The organism is Phycicoccus sp. CSK15P-2, assembly GCF_016888005.1.
In the GTDB taxonomy this organism is placed as follows: Bacteria; Actinomycetota; Actinomycetes; order Actinomycetales; family Dermatophilaceae; genus Phycicoccus.
Genome location: NZ_JAFDVE010000009.1, coordinates 25,965 through 46,149 on the forward strand (window position 1 = coordinate 25,965; position 20,185 = coordinate 46,149).

Below are 20,185 nucleotides of genomic sequence, written 5' to 3' on the forward strand. Positions count from 1 at the left end.
GTCGAGCCGGTCAGGTGCGCGGAAAGACCTGCGTGACGAGCACGGCGACCATGAGCGCGACGACGGCCACCCGCATGAGCCGCTCGGCGGGCCCGAGCCGGGGCCAGGCGAGCGCCAGGATCCAGGTCAGGGCGAGGACGACGAGCAGGATGAGGACCCATCCGATGCCCGGCAGGAACAGGCCGGCGACGACGAGACCGAGGACGAGGAGGAACGGGACGACGCGCGGCAGGCCACTGAGCCACGTCACGGCGGGCAGGCTGGCACGTTCGAATGACTGGCGCAGGCTCGACACGGTCACCCAGCGTACGGTTGCCGCCGGAAACCGGTGCGAGAGGCGCACCGCCCGGCGGATAGCCTTTCCGACATGGCATCCTCCACCTCCGTCGTCGACACCGTCGTCTCCCTGTGCAAGCGCCGGGGCTTCGTCTTCCCGTGCGGCGAGATCTACGGAGGCACCCGCTCGGCCTGGGACTACGGCCCGCTCGGCGTCGAGCTCAAGGAGAACATCAAGCGGCAGTGGTGGAAGGCGATGGTCACCGCGCGCGAGGACGTCGTCGGGCTCGACTCCTCGATCATCCTCCCGCGCCAGACGTGGGTCGCCTCCGGCCACGTCGGGGAGTTCTCCGACCCGCTCACCGAGTGCCAGTCCTGCCACAAGCGCTTCCGGGTCGACCACATGCAGGAGGCCGTCGCCGACAAGGCGGCGAAGAAGGGCAAGGAGGTCGACCCCGACTCCGTCCCGCTCTCGGAGATCGCCTGCCCGAGCTGCGGCACGCGGGGGGAGTGGACCGAGCCGCGCGAGTTCAACATGATGCTCAAGACCTACCTCGGCGTGATCGAGGACGAGTCCGGCCTGCACTACCTGCGGCCCGAGACCGCGCAGGGCATCTTCGTCAACTTCCTCAACGTCATGCAGGCCTCGCGCCGCAAGCCGCCCTTCGGCATCGCCCAGACCGGGAAGAGCTTCCGCAACGAGATCACCCCCGGCAACTTCATCTTCCGGACCCGCGAGTTCGAGCAGATGGAGATGGAGTTCTTCGTCGCCCCCGGGGAGGACGAGGAGTGGCACCAGTACTGGATCGACGAGCGGACCCGCTGGTACACCGACCTCGGCATCCGCTCCGAGAACCTCCGGCACTTCGAGCACCCGCAGGACAAGCTCTCGCACTACTCCAAGCGCACCGTCGACATCGAGTACCGCTTCGGGTTCTCCGGCAGCGAGTGGGGTGAGCTCGAGGGCATCGCCAACCGCACCGACTTCGACCTCTCGACCCACACGAAGCACTCCGGCACCGACCTCGTGTACTTCGACCAGGCGACCGGCTCCACATACACCCCGTACGTCATCGAGCCGGCGGCCGGCCTGTCCCGCAGCCTGATGACCTTCCTCGTCGACGCCTACACCGAGGACGAGGCCCCCAACACCAAGGGTGGCGTCGACACCCGGACGGTGCTGCGGCTCGACCCGCGGCTCGCTCCGGTGAAGGCGGCCGTGCTCCCGCTCTCGCGCAACGCCGACCTCTCGCCCAAGGCCAAGGACCTCGCCGCCACGCTCCGACGGCACTGGAACGTCGACTTCGACGACGCCGGCGCCATCGGCCGCCGTTACCGCCGCCAGGACGAGATCGGCACCCCGTTCTGCATCACCGTCGACTTCGACACCCTCGAGGACCACGCGGTGACCGTCCGCGAGCGGGACGCGATGACCCAGGAGCGGGTCGCCCTCGACCAGGTGGAGGGGTACCTGGCCCAGCGCCTCGTCGGCTGCTGAGCCTCGAGCGCACGTCAGGCCTCCGGGCCGAACTCCTCCCACACCGCCTGGGCGTCGTCCGGGCGCCCGGCGCGGTCGAGTGCGCGGGCCAGGGCTCCCGCGGCCTCGACCCGCTCGGCGTGCAGGCCGGCCGACCGCAGGTCGGTCAACGCCGTGCGCAGCAGGGGCTCGGCCTCCGCGATCCGGTCGGCCTCCGCGAGCATGGCGGCCTCCTCGGCGCCGAGCACGGTCTCGTAGTGCCCACCGACGAGGGCTCGCGCGGCACGCATCCGGGCGACGGCGTCGTCGGTGCGGCCGGCACGGGCCAGCAGGTGACCGCCCTGCCGGAGCAGGTCCGGCTCGAGCTCTTCGGCGTCGAACGCGTCACCGCGCCCGTCCGGGAGGGCGTCGGCGACGAGCTGGACCTCCTCGAGGACGGCGTCGAGCTCGACGAGACCGGCGTCGACGTCGTCCTGGCCGGCGACGAGCCCGGCGCGGTAGCGGAGCGCCGCCAGCAGGGCGTCGAGCGTGCCGCTGGAGCGGGTCTTGTCGATGGCGTCGTCGAAGTGCGCGCGCGCGGCCTCGGGGTCGTCGGCGTCCCAAGCGCTGGTGCCGGCCCGGACCTGGCTGTGGCCGGCCTCCTCGAGCCTCCCGGCCGCCTCGAAGGCGGCGGACGCGGTGGCGTACGCGGTGCGGGCCTGTGCCGGCGAGCCCACGGCCGAGAGGGCGTTGCCGAGCGCCCAGCCGGTGGGACCGACGAGGTCCGGCACGTTCTGCCGGATGACCGGGAACGCGGCCTCGAGCAGCTCGGCGGCCTCGACCGGACGGCCGGTCTCGAGCCAGGAGAGCCCGAGCAGGCGCTGCCCCACGGCGAGGGCGACCGGCTCGCGCATCGCGGTCGCGACGGCGACCGCGTCGGCCGCGCGGGGCTCGAGCCGGGGGTAGTCGCCCTGCTGGACGAGGAGGTCGCAGTAGGCGAAGAGGAGGGTCATCCGGGCGCCCTCGACGGCACCGGGTGACGCGAGGGCCTCCAGGTAGAGCGCATCGGCCTGCTCGTCGTCGCCCTCGATGCGGGCGAGCCGCGCACGCAGGTCGAGGATCCGGACCTGCAGTGCGGGCCGCTCCCCGGCCAGCGCAGCGGCCTCCTCGATCATGGCCGCGGCGCGGGCGGGGTCGGCCGCGAAGGCGACCGGGGAGGCGTCGAGCAGGCAGAGCGCCTGACGGGCGACCCCACCGGAGCGGCCGTACAGCGACGCGGCGTGGAGCAGCAGCTCGACCGCGTCGTCCGGCCCGGTGGTCAGGGCGTACCAGCGCAGGGCTGAGGCGGCTTCCGCGGTGTGGCCGTCCTCCTCGATGACGGTGTGCAGCGCGCGAGCGGCCGTCCGGGCGTGCGCGACCTCGGGGGACGACGGGCCGTGCGCGGCGAGTGCCTCGGTGACCTCGAGCGCGGCGAGGTCGGCCCTGGCCATCGTGGCCTCGAGGCCGTCGCCGCCACGGATGGCCTCGGACGCCGCGGCGTCCAGCCGTGCGCGGACCGCCTCGGGGTCACGCAGCAGGGGGCACGACGAGCGGTCGAGCACCGCCGCAGCGGCCCACTCCGCGGGGGTGCTGAGCATGCCGAGCACCTCCTCGCGCGAGCGGAGCCAGCCGCGCAGGGCCTTCTCGAGCGTGGGGTCGAGCTCGTGGCGCGCCTGCTGGACCCGGGCCGCGAGGTGGACGACCTCGTCGCCGCTGGTCGGCTGGGGCGCTCCGCGCTCCGGCCGAGGTTCGGTGCTCGGCAGGTGCGTCGGCGGCAGGGTCGGCTCCTCGGCGACGACGCCGTCGTCGAGCGCAGCCCCGACCGCGTCCCCGACCACGGACGTCCCGTTGCGGTCGTCGAAGCGTGCGGCGAGCTCCGCGCCCAGCGCCCGCAGCTCGTCCTCGACCTGCGCGGTGGGCCGGCCGTCGACCGTGTCAGGGGCCAGCCCCACCCGGCGTGCGTGTCCGAGCACCCACGCCGCGGTGGCCGCGAACCACATACGGTCGAACGCCGTGTGGAGCTCGTCGAGCCAGCCGAGGCGGGGGAGGAGGAGGTCGAGCGCACGGTCGGTGTTGCCGAGACGGACGAGGACCCGCAGGCATCGGGCCGCGGTCGTCGCCTCCGCGGCGTCGTCCGCCACGAGCTGCCAGGACCGGCGGAAGGAGCCCGCGGCGCCGTCGAGGTCACCCTGTCCGGCGCGGATCTCGGCATCGTGGGACAGGCAGGTCTGCGGCTCCTCGCCGCACGAGAGCCGGCCGGCCACGACGGGCGCGAGCAGGTCGAGGGCCCGCTGCGGGTCGGACCGGTGGGCGAGCAGCGCCTGCTCCCGGGCCTCACAGGCGAAGCAGTCGCTCTGCTCGTCGCGCGGCTCCTCGAGCCAGCGGGCCAGGGCCTCGTCCCGCCCGTCGTCGTCGCCGCGCGCGACCGCCAGCCAGGCCCTGGCGGCGTACGCCGGACGCAGGTGGAACCCGTCCTCGCCCAGCGCCGCGGCGAGGTCGTCGACGGTGGCCGCCCAGGCGTCGAGCGGGACCTCGGGCATCTTCTCGATCTTGTCCACGGCCCACTTGAGCTTCCACAGCACCTCGTTGCGCTCGACCTGCTCCAGGCCCTTCCCCGGGGCCAGGGCGGCGCGCAGCCACGCGATGTGCGTGAGCATCACCGGGTCGTCGGGAACGTAGTACAGGGCGGTGACGATGTCCTGACGGGCCACGAACTCCTCGGCGAACGACCCGTGCTGCCGGGCGAGCCGCAGCGCCTCCTCGTGCGCCCGCACCTGCGCGGGGCCGTGCGGCAGCCGGTCGGCGGCGAGCGAGAGGTCCGCGAACTCGGGTGAGACCTGCTCCCACTGCATCACAGGTCCCTCCCCGCGATGACGCGGTCGATGAGGGCGGGCAGCGCTCGGGCGACGAGAGCGCTGTCGAACGGCGTCTGCGGGTGTCGGCCGGCGAGCAGGGCCTGGGCGTACAGCGCCTCGACCGCCAGCCGCTGCAGCTCCGCGTCGCGGCTCTCGGCCAGCCGGCGGACCGAGTCGTTCCCGGCGTTGAGGACGAAGGACGGCCCGCTCGGGTGCGGTGAGGTCAGCGCCTCGAGGGCGACGGCCCAGGGGCCGTCGGCCGCATCGGCCACGGTGTGGCGGTCCCGTTCCCGGGTCGCGCTGTCGCCGACGAGGAGAACCGACTGCATCGACTCGGGTCGGAACCGTCGCACGACGGGCTCGGCGTCGGAGCGGGCGAGGACGCTGCGGGCGATGTCCAGCAGTGCCGCGAAGGCCGACTCGTCGTCGGCGTCGAGCCGCTCGACGTGGGCCGTCAGCTCCTCGGGTGGCATCCGCCGGGACTCGGCACCCGGGGTGACGGCGACGTAGCGCTCGACGATGGCGCTGTCGTAGGCGTACCCGGCGTTGAGCACGGGGACTCCCTGCGCGGTCGCCACCGTGGACACCTGCCGGTAGTGCTCGACACTGTCGACATAGGGGATGACCCGGTGCTGCGCCGCGAACTCGGCGAGGGTCATCGTCCCGAGCGTCGTCTCCCACGGCAGGACCGACGCCACGACGTCGAGCATCGCGTCGTCGGTCGCGGCCATGGCCTTCGCCCCCAGGTGGTGCACCGCGAAGAAGCGGTCGGCGCGCTGGCGGTCAGTGGCGGCGATCCGGACCAGCCAGGTGCGCAGCTGCTCGCCGAGGTGGTCCCGGGTCGCCGCCAGGGAGTCGTCGTCGCGCAGCGACTCGCGGGACGCCGTGAGGTCGAGCCCGTCGACATCGACGACAGCCCGGACGAACGTGGCCCACGGTGGCAGGAGGTCGGGCTCCGCCTCGGAGACGAGCATCCGGCGCGCGTGGACCCGCGCCGTCGGACGGCCCGCGGACGCGCTGGGCAGGACGAAGGCGAGCCCCCGCAGACCGCTGGCGGGGTCGGCGAGCGCGACGACGTCGAGCGGGGTGAAGCCGAGCACCTGCTCGCACCAGGCGGGCGTGCCGCGGAGGGCCGTGGGCCCTTCGCCCTCCCAGGGGAAGCGCTCACCCGCGACCGGGACCGGCCCGTCGGCGGTCTCCACGACGAGGTCGACCTCGAGGTGACGGGCGTAGGTGCGGGCCAGCCGCAGGACCGAGGCGGTGCGGAGCAGCTCGGCGGCACTGCCGCGCGGGGCGAGAGCGACGTCGGTGCCCCGCTCGTCCCGGCCGTGGGCCTCGAGGGTGTAGGCGCCGTCGTCCCGGCCCCGCCAGCGCAGGCCCTCACCGCTCCCGGCCGCGCGGGTCACCACCTCGATCTCGTCGGTGACGAGGAAGCACGACAGCAGCCCGATGCCGAAGCGGCCGAGGAAGGACTCCCGAGCCATGCCCAGGGCGTCGCGCTTGGTGGACGCGCCGATCGTCGCGAGCGCCGTGCGTACCCCGTGCTCGTCGAGCCCGACCCCGGTGTCGACGACGTGGAGACGGCCGTCCGGGGACACGTCGGCGGGCACGATGCGGACCGCCCCGGGTGCCGTGGGGTCCTCCTCCCGGCGTGCAGCGATGGCGTCGACGGCGTTCTGGACGAGCTCTCTCAGGTACACCCGGGGGCTGGAGTACAGGTGATGGGACAGGAGGTCCACCACGCCCCTGAGGTCGACGTGGAAGCTCTGGTTCGCCCCGGTCATGCACCGATCGAACCAGACGGGCGGACTCCGCCGTGGCCCAGGCTCGCCGGGTGGCACGATGACGCCACGGAGGAGGTGCCCATGGCGCGGCGGGATGCCGAGGCGGCCGACGAGGCGGAGGAGTTCGCCGAGCTGGCCGCCGCCCACGGAGGGCCGGCGCTGCGGCTCGCCCTCCTCGTGACCCGCTCGCCGGCCGTGGCGGAGGGCGTCGTGCGTCACGCGCTGGTCGGGCTCGCAGGGCACTGGGGCGAGGCGCGGGAGAGCGGGCCGGCCCACTGGTTGCGGAGCGAGGTCGTGCGGCGAGCCGTCGCCGAGGCGCTGTCGGTACCCCCCGCGGACGGCGCGGAGGCCGGGGCGGCAGCCCCGGACCCGGACGACCCCGACGTCGCTGTCCGGATGACTCTCGACCGCCTCCCGCCCGAGCAGCGCGTGGTGCTCGGGCTGTCTCTGCTCGAGGACCGGACCGACCACGAGGTGGCAGCCGTGGTGGGTCGTCCGCTCGAGACCGTGCGCGCCGACCGGGTCACCGCGGCGGCGGCGATGACCGCGGCGCTGACGGCCGCGCTCGCCGCGGGACCCGAGGACCTCTCGGAGGCGGAGCTCCGCGACCGGCTGGAGAGCGCCGTGCCCGAGCCCGTCGCTCCGGGGCTCGTCCAGGAGGCGTGGGAGAGCGCGGTGACACGCCGCCGCACAGCCCGCAGACGGGTGGTCGTCGCGGGAGGGGCAGCGCTGGCCTGGGGAGCACTGACCTGGGTCCTGGCACGTGAGAGGCCGGGCGGCCCCCGTCCGGAGCCGAGCCACCGCCCATCCGACGGCCGGCTGTCCTCGGTGGCGCTGGCCGGCGCGACGGTGCATCTCGCGCCCGCACCGGAGGACGAGGTGGACCTCCCCGCCTACCCGGACGCCGCCTCCCTCGCGCTGCCCGCCCGGCTCGGACCCGGTACCGCACGGCCGCTGCCGATCCTGTCCCCGGCCGGCTCGCAGGCGTCGGTGCGGGCGGTCTACCTCGTCCGGGTGGGGGAGGACCGCTACCAGCCGGCGCTCCTGCTCCCGCGGCAGTCGCCGCAGCCGCAGGTGGTCGCGATGGCTCCGCTCCGGCCCACCGAGGACCCGGCGGGGAACGTGTCGGTGGCGCTCGGGCCCCGGACCGTCGACGCCGACCGGCACCGTCTCGTCTTCGCGCAGCCCGGAGCCGTCGTGGTGCTCGAGGTGCGCTCGGCCCGTGCGCGACGCATCGCGGTGCCGGACGACGCGCTCTCCGAGGCCGGCTGGGCCACGGACGGACGCACCGTCATCGCCCGTAGCGCCCGGTCGGGCTGGCTCGTGGACAGCCGGACCGAGGACGTCCGGCGCGCCGGCAACCCGGTGAACCCGGGCTGGGCGGACATCCGGGTCACGTCCGGTGCCGCCTTCGTCCAGCGGTTCTCGGGCAGCGGCCGCCTCGTGGAGGTGCGCAGGATGGAAGGGCCGGCGTTCGACGCGTACGGGCCGTCGGTGTCGAACACCGAGGGCTGGGCCTGCTGCGCGGGGTTCTTCGCGTCCGCACCGGAGGTCCAGGGTCGCGGTCAGGGTCTGGTCGCGGTGCAGGGCGACCTGCGTCCGCTCCCGCGCATCCTCGCGGCCCCCGCGGCGGACGCGGTGCCGCCGGCGGCGTACCGCCCGCTGGCGTGGGGACCCCGGGACACCGTGCTGCTCGAGTCCCGGTCCACGGACCCGGCCGGCGGGGGGCCGGTGGTGCGGGTGCTCGCCTGGGACGTCATCGGCGGACGGATGGCGTTCGTGGCCGATGTCGACCCGCCGGCACCCGAGGGTGCCGCCTTCGAGCAGGGGTTCAGCGGAGCCTGGTCGCTCTGAGACGCCCTCAGCCCTCCCCGTCGCCGGTGGCGACCGGACGCCGGGGGTCCTCGATCCACTCGCTCCAGGAGCCCACGTACGGGACGGCCTCGACGCGGACGAGGTGCAGCGCGAGGGCCATCTGGGCCGCGGTGACGCCCGAGCCGCAGGACACCCCCACCGGCGTGTCGCGGTGCACCCCGGCCGTGGCCGCCCGGGCCCGTATCTCGTCCGGCGGGAGGAAGGTGCCGTCCTCGGCGAGCAGCTCGGTCATCGGCAGGTTCACCGAGCCCGGGATGTGCCCGGCGACGTGGTCGAGCGGCTCGACCTCGCCCCGGTAGCGCTCGGCTGCGCGGACGTCGAGCAGGACACCCGAGCGCGCCATGGCGGCGGCGCCGTCGGCGTCGAGCACCGGGACCGAGCCGGGTCGGACGCGGATGTCCCCGGGCTCCGGCGACGGCACCTCCGTCGTCACCGGGTGGCCGCCACGCACCCACGCGTCGAGACCGCCGTCGAGCACGCGCACCTGCGGATGCCCCGCCCAGCGCAGGACCCACCAGGCCCGCGCCGCGGACAACGACGTGCGCTGGTCGTACACGACGACGTCGTCGTCCGCCGAGACTCCGCTGCGGCGCAGGGCATCCTCGAGTGTGGCCGGGTCCGGGAGCGGGTGGCGTCCGGCCCGGCCGGGCGGGCCCGCGAGGGCGGTGTCGAGGTCGAGGAAGGGCGCGCCCGGGACGTGGCCGGCGGCGTAGAGCTCGCGTCCGGGGGTGCCGGTGAGGGCGAACTGCACGTCGAGGACGCGCACCTCGCCCCGGCCGGAGGCAGTGGCCAGCTCGTCGGCGGAGATGAGTGCGCGCACCCGGTCATCCAACCACCGGTCCCCCCGGACGTCCGGTGCGCGAGGATGGCGAGGTGCGCCGCGTCCGTCTCGTCCTCGTCCACGGGTCGCAGGTCAACCGTGCCGTCTGGACGCGGTACCCGGCCCTCCTCGGCCCGGACGTCGACGTCGTGACACCCGACCTGCCCGCCCACGGTGACCGGCGGGCCGAGACCTTCTCGTGGGACGCCGCGCTCGCCACCCTCGACGCGGCCGTCGGGCCGGACGACGGCACCCCGGTCGTCCTCGCGGGGCACAGCCTCGGGGGCTACGTCGTGCTCGCCTGGGCCGCCCGGAACCCGCACCGTCTGGCGGGCCTCGCGCTCATCGGGGCGTCCGGTGTGCCGGCCGGCCCGGGGGCGTCGGCTTACCGCACCCTGGCACGGGTGCAGCAGCGGCTCGGGGTCGACCGGATGTCGCGCGGGATGGACCGCGAGTTCGAGGCCCTGCTGCCGCCGGCCCTCGCGGCCGCGATCAAGGACCTCGGCTACGGGTTCGACGGCATCCCGGCGGCCTGGTCCTCGGTGATGCGCGAGTGCCGTCCCGAGATGCTCGCCGAGGTCACGGCACCGGTGCTCCTGCTCAACGGCCAGCTCGACCAGCTGCGCGTCGACGTCCGCCGGTTCCGCCGGGCGGCCCGGTCGGCGCCGTGGGTGCGGGTCGTCACCGTCCCCCGGGGCCTGCACGTCTTCCCGCTGACCCACCCGGCCGAGACCGCCGCGGCGCTGTGGGAGCTGATCGCCTGGGCCGGTCGCCGCGCCGGATGAGCACGACGCAGGGGCGGCGATTCGGGGATCCGGGGCGCCCGCGCGACAATGGGCGGCGCCATGTCGCTCACAACCGCCACCCCGGTGCACACCCCGGTCCTGCCTCCGCTGCGGGTCGGGCGGCACGTCGTGGAGTCGCCGGTCGTGCTGGCACCGATGGCCGGCATCACGAACCGCGCCTTCCGCCGGCTGTGCCGCGAGTACGGCGCCGCGGGTCTCGAGGGCGGTGGGGCGTCCGGGGCGACGAGCCTCTACGTCGCGGAGATGGTGACGTCGCGGGCGCTCGTCGAGCGGACCCCCGAGACGATGCGGCTCATCTCGCACGATCCGGGAGAGTCGCCGCGCTCGGTGCAGCTGTACTCCGTCGATCCCGTGACCGCCGGGCTCGCAGCGCGGATGCTCGTCACCGAGGACCGCGCCGACCACATCGACCTCAACTTCGGCTGCCCCGTGCCCAAGGTCACCCGTAAGGGCGGGGGAGCGGCCCTGCCGTGGAAGACCGACCTCTTCCGCGGCGTCGTGCGCGCGGTCGTCCGGGAGGCGTCCGTTCACGACGTCCCGGTCACGGTGAAGATGCGGGTCGGGATCGACGACGACCACGTGACATACCTCGACGCCGGGCGGATCGCGGAGGCCGAGGGCGCCGCCGCGGTCGCGCTGCACGGCCGCACCGCGGCCCAGGCGTACTCCGGGCAGGCCGACTGGGACGCCATCGCGCGGCTCAAGGAGGCCGTGACCAGCATCCCGGTCCTCGGCAACGGTGACATCTGGTCGGCGGAGGACGCCCTGGAGATGGTCCGGCGCACCGGCTGCGACGGCGTCGTCGTGGGGCGCGGATGCCTCGGCCGGCCGTGGCTGTTCACCGACCTCGCGGCCGCGTTCGCGGGGTCGGACGCGCGCGTACGGCCCGGGCTGCGCGAGGTCACCTCCGTGCTGCGCCGACACGCCGAGTACCTCGTGGACTTCTACGACGGCGACGAGCAGCGCGGCTGCCGTGACATCCGCAAGCACATCGCCTGGTACCTCAAGGGTTTCCCGGCGGGGTCGACGGTGCGCAACCAGCTGGCCCTCGTCGACTCGCTCGAGGCGCTCGACCGGCTCATCGCCGGGATGGACCTCGACGCGCCGTGGCCGGGCGACCCGGCCGAGGGCCCGCGTGGCCGGGCGGGCTCTCCTCGGGTCGTCGCACTGCCCGAGAACTGGCTGCGTGGCCGCGATCTCGACGAGGCGCAGCGGGCACAGGTCGCCCAGGCCGAGCTGTCCGTCTCCGGCGGCTGACCCGGCCGACCGGCCGTGCCCGCCACCGGGTGCCCCGTCGACCGGCGCCCGGAGAAACCGGGGCCGTGACGCCGGTTTCTCCGGGTCGGGGTCATGCGGCTCCGGCGACGACGTGCCTCAGCGCGCACCGAGGGCCACACGCCCGGCCGCGACCACGCCAGCCGCGGCTGCGCAGCGTCTCATGGACGTCGACGGCCAGACCGCACGGGTCCTGGTCGACATCCACCCACCCGGCCCGCATCGTGAGCCTCCCTGCACGCGCCGCCGCTCGGTCGCGTCGCCGGTCATGCGCGACGAACTCGCCCTCGTGGCCGAGCCGTCCGTCGAGCTCGAGCACGACGCCCCACTCCTCGTACTCGGCGTCCTGGCGCAGCCGGTTCCCCTCTGAGCCGGCCGGGACCTGGAGCCGGGCGTTCGGCAGGCCGTGACGGCGCTCGACGTCGCTGGACCCACCGGGCCGCGATGTCCACCGCCTCGTGCCAGGACGTCCCCGGGACGTCGGCGAGGTCGAGCACCGTGTCGGCGGCGCCGGTCACCGGCAGGCCCCTCCGACGCGACGGCCGGAGGGTGCTCCGCTCCCGGTAGCGCGTCCCCGGAAGGCGCGTCACGGAGCGCCCCCCTCGCCACCCAGACCACGATCACCGGTGGCGGGTCCGGGCGTGTCCCGTGCAGATGTGCCGCGGCGTCGAGGGCGAGAGCGCAGCCCGGCCCGCCCGCGCAGCGCCGCCGCGTGCGCCCGCCCGAGCCGGTCCAGCGGCGGGTCTGTGCGACGTACAGGCATCGACCGAGTCGCGTCCACCGTTCGCTGGAGACGCGCCACTGTACGGCGTTCTCGGTGAGCCCGCGCGCGAGCGCCTGCTGCGTCGTGCACACGCCGTGCTGTGCCCTGACCAGCGCATCGAGATCCATCACCGGAGCATGCCCGAAGGCGGCGCCGCCGTCGGTGCGTCGTCCACAGGCCCCGTCGGCCCGGCCGACAGCGCCCGGAGAAACCGGCGTCACCACCCGGGTTTCCGGCGGCGCTGTCGGTGCGGTACGGGATGCTGCGACAGTGAGCGACATCGGGACGCCGGGCGGTACCGCCGAGCAGCCGGCGCTGTTCTTCGCCGACGGGGCCGAGTTCGGGCGCTGGCTCGCGGCGCACCACGACACGGCCGGCGAGCTGTGGATGGGCATCTACAACAAGGCCTCCGGCAAGGGCGGCATCACGTGGCCCGAGGCCGTCCGCGAGGCCCTGTGCTGGGGTTGGATCGACAGCCACGTCGAGCGGGTCGACGACTCCGCCCGCCGTCAGCGCTGGACCCCGCGGCGGAAGGGCAGCACGTGGAGCGCGGTCAACGTCAAGGCCGTCGAGGAGCTCACCGCCGAGGGCCGGATGCAGCCGAGCGGCCTGGCGGCCTTCGCGGGCCGCCGGGAGGACCGCACCGGCGTCTACTCCTTCGAGCGCCCGGACGAAGGTCTGACACCCGAGCACGAGGCCGCCCTGCGCGCCGATGCCGCAGCCGCGGCCTTCTGGGACGCCGCCACTGCGGGCTACCGCAAGATCGTCGCGCACTGGGTCGCGGGGGCGAAGCAGCAGACCACCCGCGACCGCCGCCTCGCCCAGCTCGTGGAGGACTCCGCCGCCGGTCGGCTCGTGAAGTTCCAGCGCTACGGCGACGAGCCGGCCTGGCTGGCCCGAGCCGCCGCTGCGGCTGCCGCAGCACGGGGGTCGTAGGCTCGCCCGCGTGACGTACGCCGCCCGCGACCGGGAGCGCTGGGTCGCGGAGGACCCGGCACAGAAGCGCTCCGACCGCGACGACTTCGCCCGTGACCGCGCCCGGCTGCTGCACTCCGCCGCTCTCCGGAGGCTCTCCGCGAAGACCCAGGTCGTGGCTCCCGCGTCGGACGACTTCGTGCGTAACCGCCTCACCCACTCCCTGGAGGTCGCACAGATCGGCCGCGAGCTCGGGGCCGCCCTCGGCTGCAGCGCGGATCTCGTCGACACCGCGTGCCTCGCCCACGACCTCGGCCATCCGCCGTTCGGGCACAACGGAGAGGCGGCGCTGGATGCCCTCGCCGGTGACATCGGCGGGTTCGAGGGCAACGCCCAGACCTTGCGCCTGCTCACCCGGCTCGAGGCGAAGCGCACGCACGCCGACGGGCGTCCCGCCGGGCTCAACCTCACCCGGGCCAGCCTCGACGCAGCCACGAAGTACCCGTGGCGGCGCGGACACGGCCCGGTGCCGACGACGAAGTTCGGCGTCTACGAGGACGACCTCGCCGTGTTCGACTGGATGCGCGACGGTGCTCCGGAGGGCCGTCGGGCGTTCGAGGCCGAGGTCATGGACTGGGCGGACGACGTCGCGTACTCGGTCCATGACGTGGAGGACGCCGTCGCGTCCGGGTGGCTCGACCCGCGCCGGCTGCGCGACCGCGCGGACGTCGAGGCGGTCCTCGACGTCGCCGCACGGGTGTACGAGCCGGACGTCGGGGCGGACGCCCTCGGGTCGGCTCTCGAGCGGGTGCTCGCCTCCGGCGCCGTCCCGGCCGGACACGACGGGTCGCGCGGCGCCCTCGCGGCGCTCAAGGACATGACCTCGCGCCTCATCGGCCGTTTCGCCGTCGCCGTCGAGAGCGCCACCCGTGAGGCCCACGGAGACAGCGCGCTGGTCCGCCACGAGGCGTCGCTCGTCGTGCCCGACGGCGCACGCGCCGAGACCGTCGTGCTCAAGGCGGTCGCGGCGCACTTCGTCATGCTCTCCGCCGAGCGCGTCGCGGTCTACGAGGAGCAGCGGGACGTCGTCGCCGGTCTCGTCGACGCGTACGAGACCGACCCGACCCGTCTGGACCCCTGGCTGCGGGCGGACCTCGACGACGCCACCGACGACGCAGCCGTCCGCCGGGTGCTCGTCGACCAGGTGGCCTCGCTCACCGACGTCCGGGCGCTCGGGCTGCACCGGCGCTGGTGCCGGCGGCCGACGGCCTGACACCGCGACGACCTAGACTCGCGCTGTCACAGCGAGGGAGGCCGCAGTGCCGGGTCGGATCAGGGCCGAGGACATCACCTCGGTCAAGGAACGCTCGTCCATCGAGGACGTCGTCCGCGACCACGTGACGCTGCGCCCCGCCGGCGTGGGCTCGCTCAAGGGTCTCTGCCCGTTCCACGACGAGAAGACCCCGAGCTTCACCATCCGCCCGGCCGTCGGCACGTACCACTGCTTCGGCTGCGGCGAGGGGGGCGACGTCCTCGACTTCGTGCAGAAGGTCGAGCACCTCTCCTTCACCGAGGCCGTCGAGCGGCTCGCGGCCAAGGTCGGCATGGAGCTGCGCTACGAGGAGGGCGGCGGTCCGCGCGACGGCGCCTCGCTCGGGCGGCGCTCCCGCCTGCTCGAGGCACACCGGGTGGCCGAGGAGTACTACACGGGGATGCTCCTCGACCGCGGGCGCGCGGATGCCCGGACGGGTCGGGACTTCCTGCGCGAGCGGGGCTTCGACTCCGCGGCCGCCGAGCGGTTCGGCGTCGGGTTCGCCCCTGCCGACGGCGACGCGTTGACCCGACACCTGCTCCAGCGGGGCTTCTCGGAGGACGAGGTGACGACCGGGGGCCTGAGCGGGCGGGGAAGCCGCGGGCTGTACGACCGCTTCCGCGGCCGCCTCGTCTGGCCGATCCGCGACACCACCGGTGACACGGTGGGATTCGGGGCGCGGCGCCTGTTCGACGAGGACCGCATCCAGGCCAAGTACCTCAACACCTCCGAGACGCCGATCTACAAGAAGGCCCAGGTGCTCTACGGCCTCGACCTCGCGAAGAAGGCGATCTCCACGGACCGTCGGGCCGTCGTCGTCGAGGGCTACACCGACGTCATGGCGGCCCACCTGTCGGGGGTCGAGGGCGCGGTGGCCACGTGCGGCACGGCGTTCGGTGTCGACCACATCAAGGTGCTCCGCCGGATCATGCGTGACGAGGCCGACCTCGCACCCGCGAAGGTCGTGTTCACGTTCGACGGCGACGCCGCGGGACAGAAGGCCGCGATGAAGGCCTTCGGGGAAGACCAGCGCTGGGCGGCGCAGTCCTTCGTGGCGGTCGCGCCGGACGGCATGGACCCCTGCGAGCTGCGACTCGCCAAGGGGGACGCCGAGGTCGCGGCGCTCGTCGACGGCGCGGTGCCCATGTTCGAGTTCGCGGTGCGCACCACCATCCACCGCTTCGACCTCGACACCGCCGAGGGCCGGGTGCAGGCGATGAAGGCCGTCGCGCCGATCGTCGGCTCCATCCGCGACACGAGCCTGCGCCCGGAGTACACCCGTACGGTGTCCGGCTGGCTCGGCGTGGAGGTCGAGCAGATGGCGGACGCCGTGCGCCGTGCCGGGCGCCTCCCGAACCCCCAGGACGCCCCGGACCGGCGGGCTCCGGCCGGGACCGACGAGGTCCCCGAGCCGGCCGCGGGGGAGGGGGCGGCGCTGCCCGCACCCGACCTGCGCGACCCGGTCGTGTCGGCCGAGCGGCAGCTGCTGCAGGCGCTCGTGCAGTACCCGCAGCAGTTCCCGGACACGGTGGTCGACACCCTCGAGGCGGACGCCCTCAGCGCCCCGGCGCACCGCGCGGTGCTCGACGGCATCCGCATCGCGGCGGCGGGGGGGCACCGTACGGGGTCGTCGGCGGCCTGGGTCGCCGCGGTGGGCGAGGCCTCGCCGGTCTCGGTCAAGCGCCTGGTCGCCGAGCTCTCGGTCGCCCCACTGCCGGTGCGCTACGACACCTCCACGGGCCTGCCGCCACAGCGCTACGTCGACAGCCTCGTCGTCGGGGTCCGGGACGCCCACCTCGGGCGCCGGATCGCGGACGCCATGGCCACGCTGCGTCAGGCCCAGAACGACCCCGGGGCCACCCCTGACGCTCTGCGCGAGAGGACTACGGCGCTGCACGCCCTCGAGCTCGAGCGGGTCCGTCTGCGACAGGGGGTGGGGACGGCGTGAGGCTGCGATGGTCCGGTCTGCGGCGTGCCCCGGTCCCGGAGGCCGTCGCCGCGGCGGTCGCGCCGTCCGACGGCGAGCGGCTGCTCGCCTGGGCGACGACGACGGCCGGGGAGACCGTGGTCGCCGGACGTCGGTACCTGTACGTCGTCGCGCCGGACACCGAGGGTGCGCACCAGGTGCGGGTCTCGCGCCCCTGGCATCTCGTCGACGCCGGCACGTGGTCCGAGGAGGGTGTCCTGCGGGTCACCTGGGTCGACGGCGAGCCGCTGCTGCGGGTCGCGGTCGACGAGCCGGGGATGTTCCCCGAGACCTTCCGCGAGCGCGTGCAGGCGTCCGTCGTCCTCGCCGAGACCCTCGACCTCGGGCCGCGCCGGACCGCGAAGGTGGTGGTCCGGCGCGACCTCACCACCGGCCGTCTGCTCTCGCAGGCCGTTCTCGGGTCGGGGGTCCGGCCGGCCGATCCCGGGGTGGCCGAGGAGGTGCGTGCCGGGCTCGCGCGGGTGCGAGAACAGGTGGGTCTGGACTGACGGGCTCCCGCACCGGATCCGATTTCGTCGGGCGTGGGCGGTGTTGCTATCGTGGCTCCGCTGCTGCGGCGATCCCGTGGTGGCCTTTCCCCTGTAGCTCAACTGGCAGAGCATTCGGCTGTTAACCGGAGGGTTGTTGGTTCGAGTCCAACCGGGGGAGCCGGACAGACGAAGGGCCCGGACCGACATGGTCCGGGCCCTTCGTGCGTCCGGGCGTCTCGGCTCGGGTGCTGGCAGCGCACCGTCACCGTCCCGACACCGGTCCTACGGTGCCCCGGGGCGCCCTTCCGCGCGTCCGTGGTTGTGCCAGTGGATGATCCCGCGACGGTAGTTGTTGCTCCCGAACACGCGGCGTACGTCGGGGTTCACCCCGAGGTACCACGCGGTCGCGAACTCGGCCGAGCCCTGACGCCCCTCACTCGCGCCCCACACGGCGAAGTGCTCCACCGCGTAGCCGACGCTGTGCGCGGCGATGTCGGGGTACCGGTTGCGGTAGAAGGTGGTGTCGAAGACCAGCGAGGAGCGGCGTCCCTCGTGGCGCCCGTAGGTGACGAAGTGCTGGATCGCTGCGAGGTAGTTGGTCGCGCCGAAGGCTGCCGCGACATCCGGCTGGGTGTTCATGTAGTGGATCGGGTCGAACGTCGCCGAGCCCATGAGACCCCCCGAGATGCCGTAGTTGCGCCAGTGCCACTCAGCATGCTCGTAGATGTTGCCGCCCTGGCTGGCCACCTTGCCCTGGGCCCACTCTAGGACGGAGGGATACCGGTCGAGGTAGAACTGGCTGTCGAAGATGATCCGCATCAGCCGCGGGTCGCTCGGGTTGGAGCTGGGGTGGTAGGTGTAGTTCTGGCCGCCCAGCTGACCGCGCCAGCACTCGTTGTCGCACTGGGGAGCCGGTGGCCGCTGCTTCCACACCTTCACCCAGTTGACCTCGAAGGACTTGGCGGGGTTGGCCGCGTCCTGCTGGTCGATGTTGGTGAGGATCGCGTTGAGCGGCGTGTCCACGGCGTACTCCGGCCCGAAGCTGGCCGAGAGGGTGCCGTCCGTGTAGAAGCGGATGTACTGGCCAGGCGCCCACTCCGCGTGGAAGGTGTGGAACTGGTCGTCCTGCAGGGGCGTGGCCACACCTTGCGGCAGACAGTGCTTGATCCCGGCCACCTGCGGCTTGTACGCCGAGTAGTACGAGTGGTTCAGGCCGTAGTACGCGCTGGCGTTGGTCTGTACGGTGGGGCTGCCCTTGCACCCGTTCGGCAGCGACTTGGCACCGGTGTTCTCGATGACGTCGATCTCGTTGATCGGCTGGCCACTCTTCGGGTCCGTGTTGAGCCAGAACGAGCTCAGGTGCCCCTTCGAGCGGTGGACCTTGACCCGCGCGGCGAAGATGTGGGGTGCGCCCGAGAACATCCGGGTCGACGTGATGCGGCACTCCCACCGGTCGCCTCCGCCGTTGGGGAACGGCTTCAGGGTCATCACCCCGGCCGAGGTGTCGATGGGCGCGCACCGGTCGATAGACCCGGGCGGTGCCACGCCCACGTTCCTCCAGACGATGTCGTTCCCGACCTGGTAGGCGCTGTGGCCGTCCGCGTCGGTCGTGACCGCGTGCGGCAGGTTGAACCCGTCCTCGAAGACCTTCTCCCAGGTGGGGTCGTTGTCGCCGGGCAGGCTGGTGGCGGCCGCCTGGACCGCCGCTGGTGTCTGCGTTCTCTGCTGGGATGGCGCCTGCGTCGGTGGCTGGGCCGAGGCCGGTGCGACGGTGCCGGCCAGACAGACGGCAGCGAGCAGTGGTACGAGCTTTCTCATGTGAAACCCCCCCGGGTTACGTGGTTGAAAATGACCAAGCGAGGAGAGCGTACAGAAGATCTGCGGGCGAGGGAACACCCCTCCTCGGCGGCGGACCGCCGCCGAGGAGGGCTACTGCCCGGCGTTGGTGGCGTCGATGTTCTGCACGTTGCCGCCGCCGAGGCCGGAGCTGGCCATCGCGCCGGTCCCGCCGGGCGCTCCGGGCATCGCGTTCGTCGTGGGGCCGCCGGCGGAGCGACGCTTGCGCTTCATCCGCTGCTCGACGTACCCGGCGACCTTGGTCAGCGAGTAGTTGATGGCGATGAAGATCGCCGCCACGACGATGTAGGCAGGCACGGTGTTGCCGTAGGCCGAGCCCAGAGTCCGGCCACCTTGGGTCAGCAGCTCGGGGTAGAGCACGACCGTCCCGAGTGCGGTGTCCTTGAGCACGACGACGAGCTGGCCGATGAGTGCCGGCAACATGGCCCGCAGCGCCTGGGGCAGCTGGATCGACCGCAGCGTCTGTGAGGGTGTGAGCCCCACGGACAGGCCGGCCTCGGACTGTCCCTTCGGGAGCGAGTGCACGCCGGAGCGGACGAGCTCGGCGATGACCGAGCCGTTGTACAGGGTGAGCCCCAGCACCACGGCGGCCAGGGGGGCGTACTCGCTGGACAGCCAGCCCGCTCGGGCGAAGTACCCGTAGAAGAAGAAGACCATCATCAGCAGCACCGGTACCGACCGGAAGAACTCGACGACGATACTGCTGACCCACCGGACGGCACGGTGCTCCGAGAGCCGGCCCATGCCGAAGGCCAAGCCGTAGAGCCCGGCCAGCACCATCGAGATCACGGCCGCCTTCAGCGTCTCCCACAGGCCCGGGAGGATGTAGGCCGTCCAGACGGCGGGGTCGGTGACGTACGGGGTCCACAGGTAGCTCTCGAGCTGCGTGGCCTGGTCCATACGGCGGTAGACGACCCAGAGCACCACCAGGAAGAGGAGGACACCCACCCCGGTGAGGACGTTGTGCCGCAGCCGGGCCCGGGGCCCGGGGGCGTCGAACAGGACGTTCTCGGCGCTCATCGCTTCACCGCCAGTCGTCGCGAGAGGGTGGTGACGGCGATCCCGATCGGCAGCGTCAGGATGACGAAGCCGAGGGCGAAGACGAAGAACAGGGGCAGGCTGGCACCCTCGTTCTCGGTGATCTTCGCCAGCAGGCCGGCCGACTCCGCGGTGCCGAGAATGACGGCCGCGACCGTGGTGTTCTTGATGAGCGCGATGAGGGTCGAGCCGAGCGGGGCGATGGCACCGCGGAAGGCCTGCGGGAGGAGCACCTCGCGCATCGACTGCCCGAACGTGAGCCCGATCGAGCGGGCCGCCTCGGCCTGCCCCTCGGGGATGGTGTTGACACCGCTGCGCAGCGCCTCGCAGACGAACGCCGCATGGTAGATGCTCAGCATGATGACGGCCCACCAGTAGGCGTTGCGGGTCGCCTGTTCCGAGATCTGCAGGCCGAGGATGAAGGTCAGCCCGAGGATGCTCGAGACCATGAGCAGCGTCAGCGGGGTGTTCCGGATGAGGTTGACGTACAGCGACCCGATGAGCCGGAGCACACCCACGGGCGAGACCCGGAACACGGCGACGAACGTGCCGAGGACCAGGGCTCCGACGGCGGAGAGCACCGACAGCTGGATGGTCACCCAGAAGGCACCGACGATGTCGTAGTCAGCGAAGAAGTCGCCCATTCACCTCACCTTT

At 73.5% G+C, this 20,185-nt stretch carries 15 protein-coding genes and 1 tRNA gene; 9 read left to right on the forward strand and 7 right to left on the reverse strand.

Annotated features, from left to right (window positions below):
• Positions 1 to 10 precede the first annotated feature (10 nt).
• The gene (locus JQN72_RS05015; RefSeq protein ID WP_307812426.1) at positions 11 to 301 is read right to left on the reverse strand and encodes a DUF6703 family protein; all 291 of its coding nucleotides are present in this window, start codon (positions 299 to 301) and stop codon (positions 11 to 13) included.
• A gap of 66 nt (positions 302 to 367) precedes the next feature.
• Here JQN72_RS05015 and JQN72_RS05020 point away from each other — a divergent pair, with 66 nt between their 5' ends.
• Entirely contained in the window at positions 368 to 1,774 is a 1,407-nt protein-coding gene (locus tag JQN72_RS05020; RefSeq protein WP_204134074.1) for a glycine--tRNA ligase, read from the forward strand.
• Positions 1,775 to 1,788: 14 nt separating this feature from the next.
• On the opposite strand, the gene JQN72_RS05025 is transcribed toward JQN72_RS05020, so the two are convergent.
• The gene (locus JQN72_RS05025) at positions 1,789 to 4,623 is read right to left on the reverse strand and encodes a hypothetical protein (protein ID WP_204134075.1); all 2,835 of its coding nucleotides are present in this window, start codon (positions 4,621 to 4,623) and stop codon (positions 1,789 to 1,791) included.
• Positions 4,623 to 6,410 carry an HSP90 family protein gene (locus JQN72_RS05030; protein WP_204134076.1) on the reverse strand — a complete coding sequence of 596 codons (1,788 nt, stop codon included), beginning with the start codon at positions 6,408 to 6,410 and terminating at the stop codon, positions 4,623 to 4,625. The genes JQN72_RS05025 and JQN72_RS05030 overlap by 1 nt, the downstream gene beginning before the upstream one ends.
• Before the next feature lie 81 nt (positions 6,411 to 6,491).
• On the opposite strand from JQN72_RS05030, the gene JQN72_RS05035 reads away from it, so the two are divergent.
• Positions 6,492 to 8,264, forward strand: coding sequence for a hypothetical protein (locus tag JQN72_RS05035; protein ID WP_204134077.1), 1,773 nt, complete (start codon positions 6,492 to 6,494; stop codon positions 8,262 to 8,264).
• A gap of 7 nt (positions 8,265 to 8,271) precedes the next feature.
• Here the strand turns inward: JQN72_RS05035 and JQN72_RS05040 are convergent, their stop codons facing one another.
• On the reverse strand, positions 8,272 to 9,105 hold the full coding sequence (locus tag JQN72_RS05040) for a sulfurtransferase (RefSeq protein WP_204134078.1): 834 nt from the start codon (positions 9,103 to 9,105) through the stop codon (positions 8,272 to 8,274).
• Between the two features lie 53 nt (positions 9,106 to 9,158).
• Between JQN72_RS05040 and JQN72_RS05045 the strand changes: the two genes are divergently transcribed.
• The 7 genes from JQN72_RS05045 to JQN72_RS05075 all read left to right on the forward strand — a co-directional run bounded on the left by JQN72_RS05045 (position 9,159) and on the right by JQN72_RS05075 (position 16,811).
• Positions 9,159 to 9,890: an alpha/beta fold hydrolase gene (locus JQN72_RS05045; protein ID WP_204134079.1), complete on the forward strand. Its 732-nt coding sequence runs from the start codon at positions 9,159 to 9,161 to the stop codon at positions 9,888 to 9,890.
• Positions 9,891 to 9,950: 60 nt separating this feature from the next.
• Positions 9,951 to 11,168 carry a tRNA dihydrouridine synthase DusB gene (gene dusB / locus JQN72_RS05050; RefSeq protein WP_204134080.1) on the forward strand — a complete coding sequence of 406 codons (1,218 nt, stop codon included), beginning with the start codon at positions 9,951 to 9,953 and terminating at the stop codon, positions 11,166 to 11,168.
• Between the two features lie 1,051 nt (positions 11,169 to 12,219).
• The gene (locus JQN72_RS05055; protein WP_204134081.1) at positions 12,220 to 12,885 is read left to right on the forward strand and encodes a YdeI family protein; all 666 of its coding nucleotides are present in this window, start codon (positions 12,220 to 12,222) and stop codon (positions 12,883 to 12,885) included.
• A 10-nt stretch (positions 12,886 to 12,895) separates the two neighbouring features.
• Positions 12,896 to 14,137, forward strand: coding sequence for a deoxyguanosinetriphosphate triphosphohydrolase (locus tag JQN72_RS05060; RefSeq protein ID WP_204134082.1), 1,242 nt, complete (start codon positions 12,896 to 12,898; stop codon positions 14,135 to 14,137).
• Between the two features lie 46 nt (positions 14,138 to 14,183).
• Positions 14,184 to 16,124 (forward strand): DNA primase, encoded by a 1,941-nt coding sequence (gene dnaG / locus JQN72_RS05065; protein WP_204134083.1) that lies wholly within the window; start codon positions 14,184 to 14,186, stop codon positions 16,122 to 16,124.
• Positions 16,121 to 16,651, forward strand: coding sequence for a hypothetical protein (locus JQN72_RS05070; RefSeq protein WP_204134084.1), 531 nt, complete (start codon positions 16,121 to 16,123; stop codon positions 16,649 to 16,651). Before dnaG ends, JQN72_RS05070 begins: the two co-directional genes overlap by 4 nt.
• 87 nt (positions 16,652 to 16,738) lie before the next feature.
• Positions 16,739 to 16,811, forward strand: a tRNA-Asn gene (locus tag JQN72_RS05075).
• Positions 16,812 to 16,915: 104 nt separating this feature from the next.
• On the opposite strand, the gene JQN72_RS05080 is transcribed toward JQN72_RS05075, so the two are convergent.
• The 3 genes from JQN72_RS05080 to JQN72_RS05090 all read right to left on the reverse strand — a co-directional run bounded on the left by JQN72_RS05080 (position 16,916) and on the right by JQN72_RS05090 (position 20,172).
• On the reverse strand, positions 16,916 to 18,451 hold the full coding sequence (locus JQN72_RS05080; RefSeq protein ID WP_204134085.1) for a family 16 glycosylhydrolase: 1,536 nt from the start codon (positions 18,449 to 18,451) through the stop codon (positions 16,916 to 16,918).
• Between the two features lie 111 nt (positions 18,452 to 18,562).
• Positions 18,563 to 19,510, reverse strand: a complete 948-nt coding sequence (locus JQN72_RS05085; protein WP_204134086.1) for an amino acid ABC transporter permease — start codon at positions 19,508 to 19,510, stop codon at positions 18,563 to 18,565.
• Positions 19,507 to 20,172: an amino acid ABC transporter permease gene (locus JQN72_RS05090; protein ID WP_204134087.1), complete on the reverse strand. Its 666-nt coding sequence runs from the start codon at positions 20,170 to 20,172 to the stop codon at positions 19,507 to 19,509. Before JQN72_RS05090 ends, JQN72_RS05085 begins: the two co-directional genes overlap by 4 nt.
• Between the last annotated feature and the right edge of the window lie 13 nt (positions 20,173 to 20,185).

Coding starts and splice junctions, on each gene's coding strand:
- JQN72_RS05020 (WP_204134074.1), top strand. CDS start 368: ATGGCATCCTCCACCTCCGTCGTCGACACCGTCGTCTCCCTGTGCAAG.
- JQN72_RS05025 (WP_204134075.1), bottom strand. CDS start 4,623: ATGCAGTGGGAGCAGGTCTCACCCGAGTTCGCGGACCTCTCGCTCGCC.
- JQN72_RS05030 (WP_204134076.1), bottom strand. CDS start 6,410: ATGACCGGGGCGAACCAGAGCTTCCACGTCGACCTCAGGGGCGTGGTG.
- JQN72_RS05035 (WP_204134077.1), top strand. CDS start 6,492: ATGGCGCGGCGGGATGCCGAGGCGGCCGACGAGGCGGAGGAGTTCGCC.
- dusB (WP_204134080.1), top strand. CDS start 9,951: ATGTCGCTCACAACCGCCACCCCGGTGCACACCCCGGTCCTGCCTCCG.
- JQN72_RS05080 (WP_204134085.1), bottom strand. CDS start 18,451: ATGAGAAAGCTCGTACCACTGCTCGCTGCCGTCTGTCTGGCCGGCACC.
- JQN72_RS05085 (WP_204134086.1), bottom strand. CDS start 19,510: ATGAGCGCCGAGAACGTCCTGTTCGACGCCCCCGGGCCCCGGGCCCGG.
- JQN72_RS05090 (WP_204134087.1), bottom strand. CDS start 20,172: ATGGGCGACTTCTTCGCTGACTACGACATCGTCGGTGCCTTCTGGGTG.